This is a genomic window from Enterococcus sp. S53 (assembly GCF_016516865.1).
Lineage (GTDB): Bacteria > Bacillota > Bacilli > Lactobacillales > Enterococcaceae > Enterococcus_D > Enterococcus_D innesii.
This window is the reverse complement of the sequence record NZ_JACVUH010000005.1, coordinates 47,536-67,625: the sequence shown is the minus strand read 5'-3', so window position 1 is coordinate 67,625 and position 20,090 is coordinate 47,536. Positions and strand designations below refer to the sequence as shown.

The window sequence follows — 20,090 nt, the reverse complement described above, 5'->3', positions numbered from 1 at the left end:
ATAATGACACAGTGTCATATGACATCGTGTCATATTGAGAGCTGTGATTTATTTTAATTAGAAAGGAGATGCTTGTGATGCCGACAGATACATTTTTTCACTTGCCGCCGGAAAAACAAAAGCGCATTTTAAATGCGGCGAAAAAAGAATTTTCCAGGCTGCCTTTGAAAGACGCCTCGATCGCCAACATCATCAAAGATGCCGAAATTCCTCGGGGGAGTTTTTACCAATACTTCGAAAACAAAGAAGATCTTTACTACTATTATTTCCATACGTTGAAAAAAAATAGTCAGCGAGACCTGCTGAAATCGATCCAACATGAAAATGGGGATCTATTTGCGGGGTTCGAATGGTACTTTTCACGGATGATCGCCGAGGTTTTTAAAGGCAAAAATGCAAACTTTTACCGCAATTTATTTATGAGTATGGATTATCGTTCCTTCCATAAAGTCGTGCCAGAGATGCAGCACAAGATGCATCAAGAACACAAAGCCGATCGGCAGAAGCAGCAAGCCATCTTTTTGTCAGAAATCGACAAAGATTTATTGAAAGTAAAAGACGACCATGAGTTGAAAATGTTGATCCAGCTGCTGATGCATACCGTCTTTTCGACGATTGCCGAAGCCTATCGCCAATCAGCGTTTGATCCAGACTATGATCCTGCCGAAGCGATCGCTGATTTCAACAGTAAAGTCCGCTGGTTAAGAGAGGGCGCAAAAAAAGAAAGAGGGGAAACCTATGATTAAGCTGATAAAACGCGTATCCGTCATTTCCATCATCATGGCAGTGGTGTTTATGGTGATCCAAGTCGTTTCTGATTTGTATCTACCGACATTGACTTCCAACATTATCAACAATGGTGTGGCGACAGGCGACATTGATTACATTTGGAAAACCGGCTTTTACATGATCGGCTTTTCATTGATCAGTATCATCGCCGCTTTAGGAAATACGTATTTCGCAACAAGAGAATCACAAAAATTAGGACAAAAACTACGTTCGGACATTTACCAAAAAGTTGAGAATTTTTCTTCTCGTTCTTTCGATAAATTCGGGACCGCATCATTGATCACACGGACCACCAACGACGTCAACCAAATTCAAATGGTGACGCAAATGTTTTTACGTATGATGATCAATGCACCGATCACACTGATTGGGGCGAGCTTCTTGGCCTATCAAAAAGATGCCCAATTAACGAGAATCTTTTTAGTCGTTATTCCTATCATGCTGGTATTGGTCGGCGGTATTATGTATTTTGCCGTTCCTTTATTCAAAAGTATGCAAAAGAAAACCGACCGTTTGAACTTAGTCTTTCGTGAAGGCTTGACGGGGGTCCGGGTCATTCGGGCATTTGACAAAACGGATTATGAAGCAAACCGCTTTGATGAAGCCAACAAAGATTACACCCACACCGCGATTAAAGTAAATACCATCGTGGCCTTGATGATGCCATTGATGACGTTGATCATGAGTGGGACGAACATTGCCATCACGTGGTTTGGCGGTCATTATATTGCAGAAATGACCTTAGAAGTCGGAAACTTGATTGCGTTTATGACCTATGCAATGCAAATTTTGATCAGCTTTATGATGCTGTCAATGATCTTCGTGATGGTGCCAAGAGCCCAAGCTTCGGCTGACCGGATCAACGAAGTCTTAAATGAAGAAGATGAAATTCTCGATCCCAAAACACCAGCGACATTGAGCTTACAAGGGGATCAAGCAACCTTGGCCTTTGACCATGTGGCGTATCGCTACCAAGGCGCTGAGAAATTGGCGTTGGAAGATATTGATTTTCAAGCAAAATCTGGTGATTTTGTTGCCATCATCGGTGGGACGGGCTCAGGGAAAACGACCTTAGTCAATCTCTTGCCTCGTTTGTACGATGTGGAATCTGGTGCAATCAAAATCAATGGGGTCAATATTGCAGAAGTCACCCAGCACAATCTACGAGAAGTCGTGGGCTTTGTTCCACAAAAAGCGGTACTGTTTTCCGGTACCATTCGTGAAAATATGAAATACGGAAAACCCGATGCGACAGACGAAGAAATCTGGCAAGCCTTAGAGATCGCCCAAGCCAAAGATTTTGTCTCCGAACTGGCAGATGGCTTAGATAGCCGTGTAGAACAAGGCGGCGGCAACTTCTCTGGTGGACAACGTCAACGTTTAGCGATCGCTCGTGCGTTAGTGAAACATGCAGATGTCTATGTCTTTGATGATTCCTTCTCCGCACTGGACTTCAAAACCGATGCCAACTTACGTGCAGCGCTGAAACGCGACATGCAAGACAGCATTATGGTCGTGGTTGCCCAACGGGTCAGCACCGTCATGGATGCCGATACGATTTTAGTATTGGATGAAGGACAACTCGTAGGAAAAGGAACCCATGAATCATTAATGGCAGACAATGAAACCTACCAAGAAATCGTTTCTTCACAATTGAGAGAGGAGGATCTTGCATGAGTGAAAAGAAAACAACAACACAACACCGTGGCGGACCAATGGGTGGCGGTCCGGGCCGTAACATCGGTGCCAAAGGACCAAAAGCCAAAAACTTTTGGGGAACGGTCAAACGGCTTTTCGGGTACATGTCGAAACGCTCTATCGCTATCATTGCCGTCTTCGTTTTAGCGATCGCAGCCGTGATCTTCCAAATCCAAACACCGAAAATTTTAGGGGAAGCGACCACTGAAATTTTTAAAGGTGTCATGATCGGTGCACAACAGATGCAAGCCGGCCAACAGGTGACAGAATTTCCTATCGATTTTGAGAAAGTTGGTCAAATCATTTTGATTGCGATCGGCATGTATGTGATTTCAGCCGTCTTCAACTTTCTACAACAGTTTATTATGACTCGTGTCTCGCAACGAACGGTTTATGAGCTGCGTCGTGACTTAGATGAAAAAATGAACCGCTTGCCGATCTCTTACTATGATACTCACTCAAATGGGGATATCATGTCACGGGCGATCAATGATATGGATAATATCGCAAGTACCTTGCAACAAAACTTGACCCAATTTATTACGAGTGTCGTGACCTTTATCGGGGTTTTGTGGATGATGCTGACGATCAGTTGGCAACTGACTTTGGTTGCTTTAGCAACGGTTCCTTTAAGCTTGATCGTCGTGATGATCGTCGCACCAAAATCGCAAAAATTCTTTGCGGCACAACAAAAAAGTTTAGGATTGCTCAATGACCAAGTCGAAGAAACTTACGGCGGTCACACAGTTGTCAAAACTTTCAACCATGAAGCCGCCGATCAAGTCGTTTTTGAAGAAGAAAATGACCGTCTGTATTCTGCTGGTTGGAAAGCCCAATTTATTTCAGCGATCATTATGCCTTTGATGAACTTCATTAAAAACTTGGGCTATGTCTTCGTGGCTGTCCTTGGTGGGATCAAAGTGGCGAATGGGAACATGACGTTAGGGGATGTGCAAGCATTCTTGCAATACACCAATCAATTCTCCCAACCGATCACTCAAATCGCTAGCTTGCTAAACACCATCCAATCAACCGTTGCATCTGCCGAACGGGTCTTTGAAGTCTTGGATGAAGAAGAAATGAATGATGAGCCTTCTGGTTTACCAGTGGAAGACAGTGAATACAAAGTTCGTTTCGATCATGTTCAATTTGGTTATTCTCCAGATAAATTATTGATGACTGATTTTAATCTGGATGTCAAAGCTGGTGAGATGGTGGCTATCGTAGGACCAACTGGCGCTGGGAAAACCACGCTGATCAATCTCTTGGAACGTTTTTATGATGTTTCTGGCGGCAGCATTCGTTACGATGGCAAAGATACCCGAGACTTGACTCGTGATGAGTTGCGTAGTAATATCTCGATGGTGCTGCAAGATACGTGGTTGTTTACCGGCTCCATCTATGACAACATTCATTATGGAAATGAAAAAGCGACCAAAGAACAAGTGATTGCTGCGGCGAAAGCTGCCCATGTGGATGATTTTGTTCGCAAATTGCCAGAAGGCTATGATACGGTCTTGAATGAAGAAGCCAGCAATATCTCCCAAGGTCAACGTCAGCTGATCACAATCGCTCGTGCCTTCTTAGCGGATCCAGATGTCTTGATTTTGGATGAGGCAACTTCCAGTGTCGATACGCGGACAGAGATTTTGATCCAAAAAGCAATGGGTCGTTTGTTAGAAAATCGGACCAGCTTTGTGGTTGCTCACCGTCTATCTACGATTCGTGATGCTGACAATATTATCGTGATGAATCACGGGTCTATTGTTGAGACTGGAAATCATGAAGAATTGATGGCACAAAACGGTTTCTATGCAGACCTGTATAACAGTCAATTTTCAGAAGAAGTGGCGTGATCCACTGTTTGTAATGAAAGAAATTCTTCCTCAAATGATAATAAACAGACCGCCAAAGGTTGACTGAAAGAAAGCAGTGATTGTCACTGCTTTCTTTTTTTTATGAATTTTTCCCGCTTTATTTTAAATATTTATTGCAATTATCTGGATTAAAATGTATATTAATACATAATTTCGAATGAACCAAGACAAGGAGTGAAACCAATGAGTCATCTTTTTCCTAATTACAGCCGTTTGCCCATCGATATCCAGCAAGGCAGCGGCAGCTATGTGGTAGATTCGCAAGGTAACCAATATTTAGATTTAACAAGCGGCATCGGGGTCGTCAATCTCGGTTATGGACATCCCAAAGTGCAAGCTGCTTTGATGGCACAAGCAGAGCAGATTTGGCATGTGCCGAATTTGTATGATAGCCAGCTGCAAGAAGAAGTTGCTCAAAAGCTGACCCAAAATCAAAAGAACGCATCAGACGAGCCGTATCTGGCTTATTTTTGTAATAGCGGTGCTGAGGCGAACGAAGCTGCTTTAAAGCTGGCTCGCAAAGCGACGGGACGTAGTAAGGTTATTAGTTTTGAACAATCTTTCCATGGTCGGACCTTTGGGGCGATGTCTTTGACTGGGCAAAGTAGTATCCATGATGGGTTTGGACCGTTAGTACCAGAGATGGTGTATGTACCCTTTAATGACCTTGAGGCATTGCAATCCGTATTAGATGAGCAGACGGCAGCCGTGTTTTTAGAATTGATCCAAGGCGAAGGCGGCGTGATCCCTGCTGAGGTGGCATGGGTCCAAGCGGTGGCAGCCCTTTGTCAGGAGCAGGGAGCACTGCTAGTGGTGGATGAGATCCAAACCGGGATGGGACGGACAGGAACACTGTTTGCTTTTGAAGGATATGGCATTGAACCTGATCTTTTTACTGTAGCAAAAGGGCTTGGTAACGGGATCCCTGTCGGAGCGATGCTAGGCAAAAGCCACTTGCAAACGGCTTTTGGACCCGGTAGTCACGGTTCGACCTTTGGTGGCAATAAATTAGCGATGGCCGCTGCTAGTGCCGTTTGTAGTGTGTTGAAAGAAGAGGACATTCAAGTCAATGTTCACTTGCGTCAGCAGCAGTTTTTCGACGGATTGCAAGGACTATCTAAGGTGCAGGAGATACGTGGGAAAGGACTGATGATCGGTATCGAATTAGCCGATTCGGAAAGCTTGCAATCCGTGTTGACCCAACTGCGGAACCAAGGCCTCCTTGCATTAAAGGCGGGTACCAAGGTTTTGCGCTTGCTGCCACCCTTAACGATCTCGCAAGAGGAAACGAAAGCAGCATTGGCGATTTTACAAGCGATCTTAGCATAATTGTATAAAAATAGATTTTTTGGGCATTTTTCCTTATAAAAACCGAATAACAGGGAATTTATTTTGAATATCTTTATAAATAACCATTGACAGAGCGATGGGAGTTTCTTATAATCTTAAGTAAATTCTTTTGAGGAGTGACGTGTTTGAAGGCAGCAATCGTTGGTGTAACAGGGTATACCGGAATTGAATTGATTCGTTTGATCCAGCAGCATCCCCAATTGGAGGTGGGCACCTTGCATAGTCATTCTATGCATGAAAATTCATCAGTTTTGTATCCTCATTTAATTGGACTGACAGAGCAGCTGATCGAACCTTTTGATGCAGAAAAAATCCAAAAGGAAAATCAACTCGTGTTTTTTGCGACTCCTGCTGGAATCAGCAAAGAACTCGCAGCGACTCTTGTCGCAAATGACTTTCCAGTGATTGACCTTTCTGGTGATCTGCGATTGAAGGATCGGGATAGCTATCAAAAATGGTATCACCAAGAAGCTGCACCTGCCGAGTTGTTGGCACAAGCGACCTATTCGCTGCCTGAGTTTGCACCGACTCCTGGCAATTTGATCGCCAATCCAGGCTGTTATGCGACTGCTGCCATTTTAGCGGCTGCGCCGTTGGTTCAGCAAAAACTATTCAGCGGTACGTTGATTTTTGATGGCAAGTCGGGTTTGTCGGGTGCTGGTAAGAAATTGACGGACAGCAGTCACTTTGCAACCGCTGCGGATAACATGACGATGTATAAGCCAAATCAGCATCAGCATATTCCAGAGATCATGCAGCAGTTTCAGCAATGGGATCAAGCAATGCCGCCGATCCAATTTTCTACCAGCTTACTGCCTGTCAAAAGAGGGATCTTTATGACGCTTTATGCGCCTATCAAAGACGCGATTTCGCAAGAGGACATCTGTGAGCAGTACATAAAAACGTATCAAGACCATCCATTTGTCCGAGTGCAACCGTTAGGAAAGCTGCCCGAGCTGCGGCAAGTGACGGGAACGAATTTTTGTGACATTGGCATATGTTTCAATCCGCTGACCCAAGTGTTGACCGTTGTCGCAGTGATCGATAATTTAGGCAAAGGGGCTGCTGGCCAAGCGATCCAAAACTTCAATCGATGGGCAAAGATACCAGAAACGACTGGTCTTATGCAAGCACCGTTATATCCATAAAATAGCCAACAGACGCGTGAGGATACTCGTGTCAGCCAGTGGACAATCCGCAAAAAGGTGGCAGTAGGAGGAAAGAAAATGAAAGAAATCGAAGGAACGATCGCAACCCCCAAAGGTTTTTTTGCCGACGGTCTGCATTGCGGTCTGAAGAAAGAGAAAGTCGATCTTGGTTGGATCGTCTCTGAAGTGCCAGCCAGTGCTGCGGCAGTCTTTACCACCAATCAAGTACAAGCGGCACCCATTCTCGTTACAAAGGAAAAAATGCAAGCAGGCACCTTGCAAGGCGTGATCGTCAATGCGGGCAATGCCAATGCTTGTACCGGGGAGCAAGGTTTAAAAGATGCACAAGAGATGGCAGAATTGGCAGCAGCCCAGCTGCATACGAGTCCCGAAGCCTTTGCGGTAGCCTCCACCGGGATCATTGGTAAGAGCTTACCGATGGAAAAAATCACTGCAGGGATTCAGCAACTAAACAGGCAAGGGGATGCCCACCGATTTCAAAGAGCGATTTTGACGACGGATCTGACTGAAAAAAGCAGTGTTATCCAATCAACGATCGCTGACAAAACGGTGACTGTTGCGGGCTGTGCCAAAGGGTCTGGTATGATCCATCCCAATATGGCCACGATGCTGGCATTTGTTACGACCGATGCGGCGATCGCTCCAGCACTCTTGCAAGCACTGCTGAAAGAATTGACCGACGTTACCTTCAATCAAATCACGGTCGATGGCGATACATCCACCAATGATATGGTGTTAGTTTTAGCCAACGGGTTAGCCAAAAATCCAACGATCGAAGCCGATACGCCAGCTTATCAGGAGTTTAAAGGGATGCTCAAAGCAGTTCTGACCACACTAGCCAAAGCAATTGCGAAGGATGGAGAAGGCGCCAGCAAATTGATCGAAGCTCACACGAGTGGAGCGGTGACGGATGAAGCAGCCCGAATGATCAGCAAAACCATCGTCGGTTCCCCGCTGGTCAAAACAGCCCTCTTTGGCAAAGACCCAAACTGGGGGCGTATCTTATGTGCAGTAGGTTATAGTGGGCAACCCATCGATCCAGCAACGGTATCGATCGCATTAGCCGACATTCCCGTCTTTGTCCAAGGGACACCGGTAGCTTTTGACGAAACCATCATGCAAGAACAGTTGGCGGAAAATGAAGTCAAAGTCGCTGTTGAGCTGAAAGAAGGGGCTGGTGTTGGCACCGCTTGGGGCTGTGATCTGACGTATGACTATGTGAAAATCAACGCACTATATCATACCTAATACAAATCAGGTACTAGACAAAAAGGAGCGAGTAGATGGAAACGATCGTAGTAAAAATCGGCGGTGTCGCCTCAGACAATTTAACCCCGTCATTCTTTGAGACTATAGCAGATTGGCAAGCTGCGGGCAAAAAAGTGGTCATCGTCCATGGCGGTGGTCACTACATCTCAGAAATGATGGAGAAAATGGCGTTGACAGTCACGATCAAAGACGGCCTGCGGGTGACCGATCCCAAGACGCTTGAAGTAACTAGAATGGTCCTTCTGGGACAAGTTCAACCGCTGATCACGACCGCTTTCCAGCAAGCCGGCTTCCATGCCGTAGGACTGAATGCCGGCTGTGATCAACTGATTCAAGGAGAAGTTATCGATGAGGAGAAATTAGGGCAAGTAGGGAAAGTTCAACAAATCAACGCTGCTTTCCTGCAGCTCTTGACAGAGAAAAAACATGTTCCGATCTTGGCACCGCTAGGAATTACCCCAGAGGGTCAATGGCTGAACATCAATGCCGATGAAGTAGCGTGTCAGGTTGCTGCTAGCTTGCAAGCCGAAAAGCTGTATTTGTTGACGGATGTTCCTGGCATCAAACAAGAAAGCAAGTGGTTATCAGTTGTTCCTTTTGAAGAGATCCCCCAACTGATCACCGAAGAAGTAGTCACAGGCGGCATGTTGCCCAAACTAAAAAGCGCCGAAAAAGCGTTGAAAGCAGGGGTCGCCTCTGTTTGTATCACGGATCGTGTCGACCGTTTGGGCACTCAGATCTTAGCTGCAACTCCAGCAGCAGCTGTTTGCGGTTAAAGCCTTTAGCGGCAATCCAACGCCTGTCTTCCCCTCGTAAGATTGCAAAATTCTGACTTTTCTGCGCTTTTCTTCTTGTTTTCTCCAAAAAAAGAATAAAAGAGGTAGGGATTTCATTTGCTAGAATTTCGTTTTATCAGTACAATGAGTACATATGTAAGTAGGGGGAGAAACAATGACAGATTTCTTATTGGGGAGCAGTACGAAGTTGCTGACTGTTGCAATTCGGGTAAAAGACCGCGATCAAGCGATTGCCTTTTATCGAGATGTACTTGGCTTTGAGCTGAAAAGAGAAGAAAATGAGTTGGCCATTTTTGGTCTAAAAGGATTAGATAGAGAAGTTTTATGGTTGGAAGAAAGCCCACGTGCCAACGATCATTTCGGTGAGATCAAAAAGATGCAGCGCATCGTCTTAGCTGTATCCTCGCTAGAAGAAGCGGCAACTATCGCGAGCAATGCCCAACAAAAAGCGATTGCTTTCGAAGAAGCTCGTTATGAAGCGAATCAATTAGGCTTCCTGATAGCTGATCCAGAAGGGAACAAAATTGAAGTCTTATTTACAGCACCCGCAGGAACTGCGTTACCAAAAGACGAAGCAGAATTGATCAAAGCGGCACCTGCAAAAGCGGCTGGCTTATCAAAAGAGGCTCATTTTGGCAAGCTGTATTTAAACGTCAGTGATCTAGCCAAAGAGCAGCTTTTCTTAGAAGAAAGCTTAGGATTGAAAACAAAAGAAGCCGAAACAAAGGAATTTATCCTCAATGATGGTGACTTCCAAGTTGGCTTGACTGAAGCACAAGGTGGTACGATCGACTTACCGAGCCATGAGGTGCTTGGCTTAGACTTCTTGAAAATCTCTATCAGTCAAGAAGATATCGATACATTGGAAAAACACTTGTCTGAGAAGAATCAAGCGTTTTTCATCGACAAAAAACGGAAATTGTTGACGACCTACGATGCGATCGGTATCGAATGGTGGTTTATCGTTAAAAAATAATAGATTATGAAAGAAAAAGCAGAGAGGTCGATTCTCTGCTTTTTCTTTTTTTTGTCAAAAAAAGAAACTTTTGTTTTTATTTCGCACGAAAGAGTGCAAAAACCTGTTACATCGATTTGAAGACCAATCATTGAAAAAACGGTAGTTTATCTGTATTAGCAGAGCAGGTCCAATCTATTTGGATTTTCTTTTTTTGTTATTTATTGATTGGGTGACTTATTTTAAAACTTAATATAATAGCCATTATGATTCAAAAAAAGAAAACATTATATTGAATTGTGGTTATTCTTAATTTATAATAAAAAAGAATCGAGATTCGATGGACTCTGGACGCAGAGGTTGTTTGTTGTTTTAATGTATGCGGTTTCTTTTGGTGGTGAGCAGTAACGGGAAGACAAGGAGTAGATGTGATGAAAAAAAAGGGGATACAGCGGTATTTTGCTCAATGGGATCTTCAGCTTATGGTGCTGCCGGCGATCTTACTGGTAGGTATCTTTAGTTATATCCCAATGTACGGGATTTTGATGGCGTTTCAACAGTACAATATTTTTGAGGGAATGGCAGGAAGCCCTTGGATCGGTTTTGACAATTTTCGTCGCTTTTTTAGTGAACCACGCTTTTGGGAAATCTTACGCAATACCATTATGATCAGTGTGTTAAAGATCGTCATTTGTTTCCCGGCACCGATTTTGCTGGTATTGATGCTTAACGAGGTCAAGAATGTTGCCTTCAAGCGTGTGGTGCAGACGATTACTTATCTCCCACACTTTTTATCATGGGTGATCGTGGCAGGGTTTACGATGTCGATTTTATCGATGGATAACGGTAGCTTAAATATTGCTTTGGAGAGTTTAAACCTGATCGATGAACCAATCAACTTTTTATCGATCCCCCGTTATTTCTGGACGATCATCGTTACGACAAATCTTTGGAAATCGATTGGCTTTGGCTCGATCGTCTATATGGCAGCCATTGCTGGGATCGATCCGCAGTTGTATGAAGCAGCATCCTTAGATGGTGCGACAAAATTTCAGCAAGTTTTTTTGATCACGTTGCCTTCGATCATTCCAATCATTACGATCTTCTTGATCTTAGAAATCGGCAACTTGTTAAATGCGGGCTTTGAAGATTTGCTTTTACTGGGGAGCAATCCAGCTCTTAGGAATGTGGCGGATGTCATTGATACCTATGTGTATCGGGTAGGGATCAGCAATTCTCAATATTCATATGCAACAGCTGTTGGTTTGTTCAAAGCAGTCATTAGTGTCACGCTTTTGAGCGGAGCAAACTTTTTCGCACGCAAAGTCGGTCACAGTCTATGGTGAGTAGCAGAGGAGGAAATGAGCAATGAGGAAAAATTGGGGCGACCAAGCGATGATGGTATTCATCTACGTATTTTTGATAACGCTTGCATTTCTAACGTTTTATCCCTTCTGGAATTCGCTGGTGATTTCCTTTAATTCTGGTCGTGATACGGTAACTGGCGGCATCACTTTTTGGCCAAGAGAATTTACGTTGGAGAACTATCAAATCGTCTTTCAAGACCAGCGCTTGATGAATGCCTTTTTCATCAGTGTCTTGCGGACCGTGATCGGGACATTTTCATCGATCATGCTGACAGCGATGGCGGCTTATGGGATGTCAAAAAGAGAATTGATTGGACGGAAATACATTACGATCTTCTTCATCCTCACGATGTTCTTCAGTGGCGGCTTGATCCCAACCTTCTTGGTGGTACGTTCACTAGGATTAATGGATTCTTTTTGGGTAATGATCATTCCTGGATTGATCAGTGTTTGGAATATGATCATCTTCCGAACGTTTTTCCAGCAACTGCCGAAAGGATTGGAGGATTCAGCGAAAATTGATGGTTGCGGGTATTGGGGGACATTTTTCCGGATCATTTTGCCACTATCAGGTCCAGTTATTGCCACACTCTCGCTGTTTACCGCAGTTGGACACTGGAATGATTGGTTTATGCCAAGTATCTATATCACTTCGGATCATCTGATTCCCTTGCAGACGTTTTTGCAGCGAGTCTTGAATTCGAACACGGTGAGTTCGCAAATGAGTCAAATCGATTCTGGCTCAGCTGCTCGTTTGGCAGATATGACTGGTGTTACCGGAAAATCCTTATCAATGGCAATTATGATGGTGGCGACCTTGCCGATCGTAATGGTTTATCCGTTTGTTCAAAAGTATTTTGTAAAAGGTGTTTTGATTGGTTCATTGAAAGATTAGCATAGCAGGTGGCCCCTTTTGATAGAAGGGGAGAGCAGTAAGAGTTGAAAGGGGATAAAAGAATGAAAGCAAGGCTATTAAAAGGAGTACTGTCAGTGACTGCAATGAGTCTTTTGCTGGCAGCTTGCGGCAATGAGTCCGGAACAAGAGAAAGTGATGCAGCGGCACCGAGCGAACGTGACAGCTCGGAAGTATTTGAGCTTGGTAGTGAACCGCTGGAAATCACGATGTTTGGTAATTATGATTGGTATACGATGGATCGCTGGGGAGATGATCCTGCAACTGCTGCCATCAAAGAGCTGACCAATGTGGATATCCGGGCGATCGACGGCGGCGGGAATGCGGCACAGCGGCTAAGTACAATGATCGCCGGTGATGATCTGCCTGATTTTATCTGGCTTGATCGTGGGTCAGATGTGGAACGGTTGCGAGAAGCGGGGGCCTTAGTACCGTTTGATGATTACTTGGATAAATACCCGAACTTGAAAGAATGGGCCGGCGAAGAAATCCTCAACATGTTGCGTTCAGAAGATGGTAAGCTTTATCAATTTCCAAACTGGTATAGCTCTGAGCCTTTTGGCAATGCGGGTTATGTCGTCAATAAAGAGATTCATGATGCTTTAGGAGCGCCAGAATTGAAAACAACCGATGATCTTTATGAGTATTTGAAAGAAGTTCAAACAGAGTTTCCTGATGTCATTCCATTTGAAACAGATGTCAGCGGACAAGGGATCAATGTCTTGTACTCTGCCTTTGCGGAAGGGCGTTCACCAGCAGATATCCGCATTCGGGCTGTCCCTCAAGGCGATGCTTTGACCTCGATCTTTGCCAATGAAAACTACGTAGAATCGATTGAATATGCGTCAAGATTGTACCGTGAGCGCTTAATGACCCAAGATACCTTAACGCAAGATGCAGATATGGTGGCAGAAAAAGTAACCAGCGGTCGCGTAGCAGTTTATGCTGCTGCCAGTCCATCGAATCATGCCCGCGATGCCCACTACATCTTGCAAGAGCAAAACCCAGATGCGGGGTATTTCTATATCGAACCAATTGCTAAACCAGGACTGGATCCTGACAATATCTTCCCAGGTTCCTATGAAATGCTAGGGTGGAATGTCAGTGTCATTACTAGAAATGCAGAAGACCCAGAAAAAGTCTTTGCCTTCTTAGATTGGTTAACAGGGCCATTGGGTCAGTCGATCCTGATGTTTGGACCAGAAGGGCAGTATTGGGATGGCTTCGATGAAGAAGGTTATACAAAGTTCACAGATGCCTACGCAGAAGATGCTGCCGGTGTTTCAGAAATCGAGCAAGCAACATCAAGTTTCCAATGGAACGGCAACTCCGCCTTTTTAGACAATACTAAAACAAAATTTGAATTAAATCTTCCCGAAGATCAAATGAACTGGGCAACGAAATGGCAGCATGCCATTACTTGGGACACGCAAAAAGATGACACAGAATTTGCGGCGATCAACCCGATGCCAGACTCACCAGAAGGAATTATTCAGCAACGGATCAATGATATTTTTGAAGAAGCCAATGCTTCAGCGATCTTTGCTGATAGCGATGAAGAAGTGCGAGCGATCTTTGCTGAGGCAGAAGAACAAGCACAAGCAGCCGGCTACCAAGAGTTGCTGGATTATCAAACTGCGAAATGGCAGCAAAATCTACAAAACTTAGCCCGCTAGAGGATAAATCAGCTGATTAGAGAAAGGAGCCGGACTGATGGGAAATGAACGATGGTATCGTTGGTATGGTGCCAGTCAAGCGATAGCTAGTATGTTGCTTGTGAATGGCTACTGGTTACTGTTCAATCTGCCCGTTCTATTGCTAGCTTTGGGGCTGATTTTCCCCAGCTCTCCTCGTCAGTTTCTTTTCTCTTTGATTGGTTTGATCATTAGTTTTCCTAGCATTCTTTTGCCAGCGACCTTTGCTTTATTTGGCGTCATGCGGCGCTGGTTGTACTATCAAGAAACACGACAGGCCATCGGAGGGACCTTTTGGCGGCTCTATCGGGAAAATTATCGGCGCAGTGTTGCCGCAGGCCTCTTTTTCGGTAGTCTCGCTTTGCTGCTGTTAGGTTCTTTTCGGCAAATCGATTCCTTTCAGCTCCCCTTATTGGCTGTCGGCTATTTGTTTTTAAGTATCATCTTGCTCCTGTGGTTACTGTATTTTATCTGCGACAGTGTGCATTTGGCGGCACCCTTGCGGACTGCGTTGATCAAAAGCTTTTTCATCATCTTTTGGGCACCGTTCCAGACGCTGATGTTGCTAGGAATGTTGAGTGGACTCGCTTTACTGCTTGTCTTGATCCATCCCTTACTCGCTGGATTGATCGTAGGGGGACTAGGCAGCCAATGTGCTTGTTACAGTTATTTGAGAATTATTCAAAAGGCGCAAGCAAAAGCCGCATCAGCCGATGAGTAATCTATGTAATACTGATTAGAAAAAAATCTGAAAACTATCCTTAATGGGTAGTTTTTTTCATTGGCGAAAAGTGCTAAAGTTAGAAGCAAGACAAGCCTGAAAGGAGCGAGTATGGAACGATGACAATGTACCCAGAAACAGTACAGTTCATACAAGAAAAAATGCCGACGGTTTTCCCAGGAGCGGTGCTGCGTTTTATCGCCGGTGAAACCCAAGAGACCCATGTATTCGGACAGGCAGCGCTTCTTCCTAAAACCGAACCTATGACAAAAGATCATTTGTTTGATTTAGCCTCATTGACGAAAGTCATTTGTACAACCACCGTCCTGCTAAGACTTTGGGATCAAGGGAAAATCGAGATGGAGGTACCGCTTACTCGTTGGTTGCCAGCGTTTAAAGACGATCGGGTAACGATCAAGCACTTGCTGACGCATACGGCAGCCATCAACACGTGGATTCCTCATCGAGACCAGTTGGGTGCTGCTGCCTTGCGTAAGGCGTATTTGCAGCTTGAAAGCAGTGATACGATCGGTCAAACGGTCAACTACACGGATACTGGTACGATTTTGCTGGGCTTTTTATTGGAGGAGCTGTATCAAAAACCAGTGACCGAGATTTTTCAAGAAGAAGTCTTGACGCCTTTAGGCATGAAGAACAGCGGCTTTCCGCCTTTTCCTCCTTCACAGCTGCCATTGATCGTGCCTACCCAGCAGCAGCCAGACGGCAGTATCCTTAGAGGAATCACCCATGACCCAAAAGCACGAGTGCTGGGAAACCATGCCGGCAACGCCGGGTTGTTTTCTACCGTGGATGATTTGACGCTGTTCGTTCAACTGTTACTGGCAAATGGTCAGCAGCAAGGGGCGCCGTTTTTCTCAGAAAAAGTGATGCAGGCGCTGGCTCAGAGGCAGACGCCTGAAAGCACGAAGCCCCGCACCTATGGCTGGGACTTATTGGGTGCACCATACCAATTATTTCATACAGGCTATACAGGCACGTTTCTCGCAGTAGATATCCCTAACAAAAAAGCGTTTATTTTCTTATCGAATCGGGTCCATCCAGTGGATCATCGAGAAAGCTACTTGGGTCATCGTGACGAAATCCTGCAATGTTACTTAAAAGAATCTGCCGAATAAGCGGATTCATGCTATAATATGCACGAACAACTAGAGAGGGGAACAATTATGGAACCATTGTTTATGAAACCTGTTTTTCAAGAAAAAATTTGGGGCGGCAGTCGCCTGCATTCTGTTTTTGGTTTTGATTTACCGAGTGACAAAATCGGTGAAGATTGGGCGATCAGTGCGCATCCTCATGGGGTGAGCGTCATTGAAAATGGTCCGTTTAAAGGCAAAACATTGGCGGATCTTTGGCAAGACCATCAAGAACTGTTTGGACATTCAGACGAACCAGTCTTTCCATTATTAATTAAAATTCTAGACGCGGAAGATGATCTATCCGTTCAGGTCCATCCTGATGACACGTATGGGCTAGCCCATGAAGGGGAATTAGGGAAAACGGAATGCTGGTACATTATTGATGCCGAACCAGGTGCGGAAATCATTTATGGCCACCACGCACAAACCAAAGAAGAACTTGCGGAAATGATCGAAGCGGGTCGTTGGGATGATTTGTTAACAAAAGTCCCGGTGAAAAAAGGGGATTTCTTCTACGTGCCAAGTGGGACGATCCATGCCATTGGGAAAGGGATCATGATCTTAGAAACCCAACAAAGCTCGGATACGACTTATCGGGTGTACGACTATGATCGTACCGATGATCAAGGACAAACTCGGGAGCTGCATATCCAACAATCGATCGATGTGACGACGATTCCTGCACGGACGCCAGAATTATCGATCCGTGAAGTCAAACAAGGACAATCAGCAGTCGTTACCTATCTTGAAACGCCATTTTTCAATGTGTATGAGTGGGAAGTACGTGGAAAATTATCGTTGGCACAAAAGGCTGATTATACCTTGATGACCGTGATTGATGGGTATGGGCATTTGATGATCGACGGTCATTCCTATGAACTAAAAATGGGCACGAGCTGCATTTTGCCAAACCCGATCAAGAAATGGGAATTGGTTGGTGAATTGACTGTCATTGCCTCTGAACCTGGAAAAAATAAAACGATCAGTAAGTGACGTGATTCGCACAAGCAAAACAGCATACGTTCCTGATTTTTCGTATGGACACTCACGATAGACGTCTGAGGAAGATTTGTTATAATGGCAGTAATGAAGGATAGGTGAAAAGAATGGTTTACTTAGATCATGCAGCAACGACACCGCTGCACCCAGAAGTGATCAAAGTGATGAGTGAGACGATGCAGACATTTTTTGGCAATCCATCAAGCATTCATCATTATGGGCGAGATGCCCACACTCAATTAGAATTGGCTCGTCAAGCGATCGCTCAGCAGCTAGGGGTCAAGGAACATGAGGTCATTTTTAACAGTGGAGGTACCGAAAGCGACAATACAGCGATCATCGGTACAGCCCTTAGCAAACAAGCACAAGGCAAACATATCATTACGACCCAGATCGAACATCCGGCGGTCATTGAGAGTATGCGCTATTTAGAAGGCTTAGGCTTTGAGGTGACCTATTTGCCCGTAGATCAAAAGGGGCAATTGGCCGTCAGTGAAGTTGAGGCTGCCTTACGTCCCGATACGATTTTAGTATCCATAATGACGGCAAACAATGAAACGGGCAATTTGCTGCCGATTGCAGAAATTGGGGCCCTTTTACGGGAGCATCCCGCCGTGTTTCATACCGATGCTGTGCAAGCTTATGGCAAGATCCCGCTTGAAATCAATGAAAACAGTATTGATCTTCTAAGCATTTCGGCTCACAAAATCAACGGACCAAAAGGGATCGGCTTTTTGTATAAACGAGATGGCTTGTCGCTGCCTGCGCTACTCCATGGCGGCGAGCAAGAAGAAAAACGGCGAGCAGGGACGGAAAACTTAGCAGCCATCATGGGAATGGCCAAAGCAGCGTCTTTGCATACCCCCGAAGCACAGCAAGCAGCAGCGGAACAATATCAAACGTTTGCCGATGTACTGATGGATACCTTAGCAGCACAAGGCGTCGATGTTCAGTTGAATGGTGATCCAGCACACAAATTGCCGCATATTTTGAATCTGCGTTTCCCAGGTGTCAGCAGTGACTTGCTGCTGATGAAATTGGACTTAAAAGGGGCCGCCATCTCCACAGGCAGCGCTTGTACGGCGGGCAATGTGGAACCCTCCCATGTGCTAGAAGCGATGGTGGGCAAAGAGCATCCAGCTATCCGGGAATCAGTCAGAGTCAGCTTTGGCTATGGCAACACATTGGCGGAAATCGAAGCATTTGCTCAGCTATTAGCAGAAACTGTCTTAGCAACGAAAAAGTAGGAGAACAGCTAGCAATCTCGCTGAAAACTATTTATAATGAAAGAAATGATGTTAAAGAGGTGAAGAACATGGCATTTGAAACAACAGCAACCGTTTTAGGCGCAGCAACCCAATACCGCATTGCTCCTGAAGCAAAAAAATATACGTTGCGGGACAATGGCTTTACAGAAACGAACGGCGGCAACTTCCAATTGATTCGTGGCCTTGAAGCAACACCCCAAAGCAAAGAAGGCTTTAAATTAAAAATCACTGTTGCAAAAGATCTGCAAACCTTCAAGATGTCGATCACGACAGCCAATGGATTAAAAGCAGTCAATATTTTCAAAGATGAACAGCACAAAATGCTGCAAGAAAAATTTTACTTTTTAATGGATGGTTTTATCAGCCGCGGGTTGTTTGTCAAAGCGTAAGCTTTTGTCAAAAGCAGCTATACCGTTCAAAGGGCAAGAAGTGTGTCACTCCGCCAAACAGGCAAGGGATTGATACACTTCTTTTGTATCTTTGCCGGTTTCTTTTTATACTAAAGAAAACAAACCTAAGCCGTTCTCAGAAAGTGGATACGTTGAGACGAGAAAGAAGGAATCCAGATGAAACGAACCTTAAACAAGCAATCAGTGTTAGCCGTTGGAATGGGGACTTGGCATATGGGGGATGACCCAGCTAAGGAAAAAGCCGAGATCGATGCGCTGCAAGCGGGCATCAAAGCCGGAGCGGCTGTCATCGATACCGCAGAAATGTACGGCGAGGGAAACGCAGAAACGCTAGTTGGCAAGGCGATCCAGCCCTTTACACGAGGGGATCTTTATTTGATTTCAAAAGTTTATCCCTGGAATGCCTCCGCAGATGAATTGCCGAAAGCTTTAGACCGTAGCTTAGCGCGTTTAGGCACCGACTATCTTGATCTGTATCTGCTCCACTGGCGAGGAGATGTGCCGTTAGCAGAAACAGTTGACGCACTAGAAGCTGCCAAAGCCTCTGGAAAGATTCGTGCATGGGGCGTCTCTAATTTTGACGTGGCAGATATGGAGGAGCTGTTGCGGTTAGAAAACGGCGATCAATGTGCCGCCAACCAAGTACTCTATAATTTAGGTGCCCGGGGGATCGAATACGATCTTTTGCCTTGGCAGGCAGAGACTGAGATTCCGGTGATTGCCTACTCACCCATTGCCCAAGGCGATCGGCTAGGGCATCACTTCAAAAATGATGAAGTCTTGAAAGAGCTGGCAGAAGCCAAAGGCTGCACGGTTTTTCAGCTACTTTTGGCATGGACCCTTCGACAACCCCACGTCTTAGCGATCCCCCAAACCAGTGACTCGCTGCATATGCTGCAGAACATTGAAGCTACCAAAATCGTTTTTTCCAAAAGCGAATTGGCGACAATCGATGCGCGTTTTCCTGCACCGACGAAAAAGCAGCCGTTAGCGATGATTTAAAGACGCTGATCACAGAAAAAGCACCAAGGTAAGGAGCGACTATGAAATTTTTTACGTCTGATACCCATTATTTTCATGCAGCCTTGCTCGGGGACAATGACTTTGCCCCACGCCCCTTTGAGACAGTGACGCAAATGCATGAAACGATGATCGCCAGCTGGAATGAGGTCGTTGCGGATAAAGATGTCGTCTATCATTTAGGGGATGTCGCGATGCACCCTGATTACGAAGCGGGCTTTCCAGAAATTGCGGCGCTGTTAGCACAGCTGCAGGGCAAAATCGTTTTTATCAAAGGCAATCATGATACCCGGGCTTTCTTTGCGTACTTGCGCAAGCATGATCCTGGATGTTTGGGAGCCCAAAAGTATGCGTTTGAAGATGTCGGTGTCTTGCTGAAGTTTGCTCATCAGCAATTTATACTGACCCATTATCCTATGCTGCTGGGGATCACCAAAAACAGTCGCAATCTGCATGGGCATATCCATCATCACAGTGTACCAATCGCTGAGAATCTCAACGTAGGAGTCGATGCGCCGGAATTGGCGTTTCTGCCGCAGCCGCGTCCCTTCGGTCGACCAGTTTCCGAAAATGAACTGGCGGTGCTGTACCATGCCAAACAACAAGAACTTGCCAAGCTAGCTCGTTAACAGATAAC

18 protein-coding genes are annotated in these 20,090 nt (G+C 45.2%); all 18 read left to right on the top strand.

What is annotated here, in order from left to right:
- The first annotated feature begins 77 nt into the window (after window positions 1-77).
- The 18 genes from IAE45_RS08470 to IAE45_RS08385 all read left to right on the top strand — a co-directional run bounded on the left by IAE45_RS08470 (window position 78) and on the right by IAE45_RS08385 (window position 20,082).
- Window positions 78-746 carry a TetR/AcrR family transcriptional regulator gene (locus IAE45_RS08470; RefSeq protein ID WP_077453958.1) on the top strand — a complete coding sequence of 223 codons (669 nt, stop codon included), beginning with the start codon at window positions 78-80 and terminating at the stop codon, window positions 744-746.
- Window positions 739-2,466 (top strand): ABC transporter ATP-binding protein, encoded by a 1,728-nt coding sequence (locus IAE45_RS08465; RefSeq protein ID WP_200125873.1) that lies wholly within the window; start codon window positions 739-741, stop codon window positions 2,464-2,466. Before IAE45_RS08470 ends, IAE45_RS08465 begins: the two co-directional genes overlap by 8 nt.
- Entirely contained in the window at window positions 2,463-4,343 is a 1,881-nt protein-coding gene (locus IAE45_RS08460) for an ABC transporter ATP-binding protein (RefSeq protein ID WP_200125875.1), read from the top strand. The genes IAE45_RS08465 and IAE45_RS08460 overlap by 4 nt, the downstream gene beginning before the upstream one ends.
- Window positions 4,344-4,547: 204 nt before the next feature.
- The gene (locus IAE45_RS08455) at window positions 4,548-5,693 is read left to right on the top strand and encodes an acetylornithine transaminase (protein ID WP_200125877.1); all 1,146 of its coding nucleotides are present in this window, start codon (window positions 4,548-4,550) and stop codon (window positions 5,691-5,693) included.
- A 146-nt stretch (window positions 5,694-5,839) separates the two neighbouring features.
- Window positions 5,840-6,862, top strand: coding sequence for an N-acetyl-gamma-glutamyl-phosphate reductase (argC, locus tag IAE45_RS08450; RefSeq protein WP_200125878.1), 1,023 nt, complete (start codon window positions 5,840-5,842; stop codon window positions 6,860-6,862).
- Between the two features lie 78 nt (window positions 6,863-6,940).
- Window positions 6,941-8,131 carry a bifunctional glutamate N-acetyltransferase/amino-acid acetyltransferase ArgJ gene (gene argJ / locus IAE45_RS08445; RefSeq protein ID WP_200125880.1) on the top strand — a complete coding sequence of 397 codons (1,191 nt, stop codon included), beginning with the start codon at window positions 6,941-6,943 and terminating at the stop codon, window positions 8,129-8,131.
- A 35-nt stretch (window positions 8,132-8,166) separates the two neighbouring features.
- The gene (gene argB / locus IAE45_RS08440; RefSeq protein ID WP_200125881.1) at window positions 8,167-8,928 is read left to right on the top strand and encodes an acetylglutamate kinase; all 762 of its coding nucleotides are present in this window, start codon (window positions 8,167-8,169) and stop codon (window positions 8,926-8,928) included.
- A 175-nt stretch (window positions 8,929-9,103) separates the two neighbouring features.
- Window positions 9,104-9,925 carry a VOC family protein gene (locus IAE45_RS08435; protein ID WP_086293878.1) on the top strand — a complete coding sequence of 274 codons (822 nt, stop codon included), beginning with the start codon at window positions 9,104-9,106 and terminating at the stop codon, window positions 9,923-9,925.
- Between the two features lie 410 nt (window positions 9,926-10,335).
- Window positions 10,336-11,250 (top strand): ABC transporter permease, encoded by a 915-nt coding sequence (locus tag IAE45_RS08430; RefSeq protein WP_200125883.1) that lies wholly within the window; start codon window positions 10,336-10,338, stop codon window positions 11,248-11,250.
- A gap of 22 nt (window positions 11,251-11,272) precedes the next feature.
- A complete protein-coding gene (locus IAE45_RS08425; RefSeq protein ID WP_081118283.1) occupies window positions 11,273-12,166 on the top strand; it encodes a carbohydrate ABC transporter permease in 894 nt (297 codons plus the stop codon).
- 62 nt (window positions 12,167-12,228) lie between these two features.
- Complete coding sequence (locus IAE45_RS08420) at window positions 12,229-13,860, top strand: extracellular solute-binding protein (protein WP_096742161.1); 1,632 nt, start codon at window positions 12,229-12,231, stop codon at window positions 13,858-13,860.
- A 37-nt stretch (window positions 13,861-13,897) separates the two neighbouring features.
- Window positions 13,898-14,599 carry a YesL family protein gene (locus IAE45_RS08415; RefSeq protein WP_200125885.1) on the top strand — a complete coding sequence of 234 codons (702 nt, stop codon included), beginning with the start codon at window positions 13,898-13,900 and terminating at the stop codon, window positions 14,597-14,599.
- Window positions 14,600-14,718: 119 nt separating this feature from the next.
- Window positions 14,719-15,735, top strand: a complete 1,017-nt coding sequence (locus IAE45_RS08410) for a serine hydrolase domain-containing protein (protein ID WP_200125887.1) — start codon at window positions 14,719-14,721, stop codon at window positions 15,733-15,735.
- A 45-nt stretch (window positions 15,736-15,780) separates the two neighbouring features.
- Window positions 15,781-16,749, top strand: coding sequence for a mannose-6-phosphate isomerase, class I (gene manA / locus IAE45_RS08405; protein WP_200125924.1), 969 nt, complete (start codon window positions 15,781-15,783; stop codon window positions 16,747-16,749).
- Between the two features lie 113 nt (window positions 16,750-16,862).
- On the top strand, window positions 16,863-18,002 hold the full coding sequence (locus IAE45_RS08400) for a cysteine desulfurase family protein (RefSeq protein ID WP_200125926.1): 1,140 nt from the start codon (window positions 16,863-16,865) through the stop codon (window positions 18,000-18,002).
- A 68-nt stretch (window positions 18,003-18,070) separates the two neighbouring features.
- Window positions 18,071-18,412: a DUF1831 domain-containing protein gene (locus IAE45_RS08395; protein WP_005232263.1), complete on the top strand. Its 342-nt coding sequence runs from the start codon at window positions 18,071-18,073 to the stop codon at window positions 18,410-18,412.
- Window positions 18,413-18,589: 177 nt separating this feature from the next.
- Window positions 18,590-19,435, top strand: coding sequence for an aldo/keto reductase (locus IAE45_RS08390; RefSeq protein ID WP_200125889.1), 846 nt, complete (start codon window positions 18,590-18,592; stop codon window positions 19,433-19,435).
- Window positions 19,436-19,476: 41 nt separating this feature from the next.
- Window positions 19,477-20,082 carry a metallophosphoesterase gene (locus IAE45_RS08385; protein ID WP_081118289.1) on the top strand — a complete coding sequence of 202 codons (606 nt, stop codon included), beginning with the start codon at window positions 19,477-19,479 and terminating at the stop codon, window positions 20,080-20,082.
- Window positions 20,083-20,090: the final 8 nt, after the last annotated feature.

What these genes read in the sequence shown, in the direction of transcription:
- IAE45_RS08455 (WP_200125877.1), top strand. Translation starts at nt 4,548, where the DNA reads ATGAGTCATCTTTTTCCTAATTACAGCCGTTTGCCCATCGATATCCAG.
- IAE45_RS08415 (WP_200125885.1), top strand. Translation starts at nt 13,898, where the DNA reads ATGGGAAATGAACGATGGTATCGTTGGTATGGTGCCAGTCAAGCGATA.
- IAE45_RS08390 (WP_200125889.1), top strand. Translation starts at nt 18,590, where the DNA reads ATGAAACGAACCTTAAACAAGCAATCAGTGTTAGCCGTTGGAATGGGG.
- IAE45_RS08465 (WP_200125873.1), top strand. Translation starts at nt 739, where the DNA reads ATGATTAAGCTGATAAAACGCGTATCCGTCATTTCCATCATCATGGCA.
- argJ (WP_200125880.1), top strand. Translation starts at nt 6,941, where the DNA reads ATGAAAGAAATCGAAGGAACGATCGCAACCCCCAAAGGTTTTTTTGCC.
- IAE45_RS08435 (WP_086293878.1), top strand. Translation starts at nt 9,104, where the DNA reads ATGACAGATTTCTTATTGGGGAGCAGTACGAAGTTGCTGACTGTTGCA.
- IAE45_RS08420 (WP_096742161.1), top strand. Translation starts at nt 12,229, where the DNA reads ATGAAAGCAAGGCTATTAAAAGGAGTACTGTCAGTGACTGCAATGAGT.
- IAE45_RS08460 (WP_200125875.1), top strand. Translation starts at nt 2,463, where the DNA reads ATGAGTGAAAAGAAAACAACAACACAACACCGTGGCGGACCAATGGGT.
- argB (WP_200125881.1), top strand. Translation starts at nt 8,167, where the DNA reads ATGGAAACGATCGTAGTAAAAATCGGCGGTGTCGCCTCAGACAATTTA.
- IAE45_RS08425 (WP_081118283.1), top strand. Translation starts at nt 11,273, where the DNA reads ATGAGGAAAAATTGGGGCGACCAAGCGATGATGGTATTCATCTACGTA.
- IAE45_RS08385 (WP_081118289.1), top strand. Translation starts at nt 19,477, where the DNA reads ATGAAATTTTTTACGTCTGATACCCATTATTTTCATGCAGCCTTGCTC.
- IAE45_RS08410 (WP_200125887.1), top strand. Translation starts at nt 14,719, where the DNA reads ATGACAATGTACCCAGAAACAGTACAGTTCATACAAGAAAAAATGCCG.
- IAE45_RS08470 (WP_077453958.1), top strand. Translation starts at nt 78, where the DNA reads ATGCCGACAGATACATTTTTTCACTTGCCGCCGGAAAAACAAAAGCGC.
- IAE45_RS08395 (WP_005232263.1), top strand. Translation starts at nt 18,071, where the DNA reads ATGGCATTTGAAACAACAGCAACCGTTTTAGGCGCAGCAACCCAATAC.
- IAE45_RS08400 (WP_200125926.1), top strand. Translation starts at nt 16,863, where the DNA reads ATGGTTTACTTAGATCATGCAGCAACGACACCGCTGCACCCAGAAGTG.
- IAE45_RS08430 (WP_200125883.1), top strand. Translation starts at nt 10,336, where the DNA reads ATGAAAAAAAAGGGGATACAGCGGTATTTTGCTCAATGGGATCTTCAG.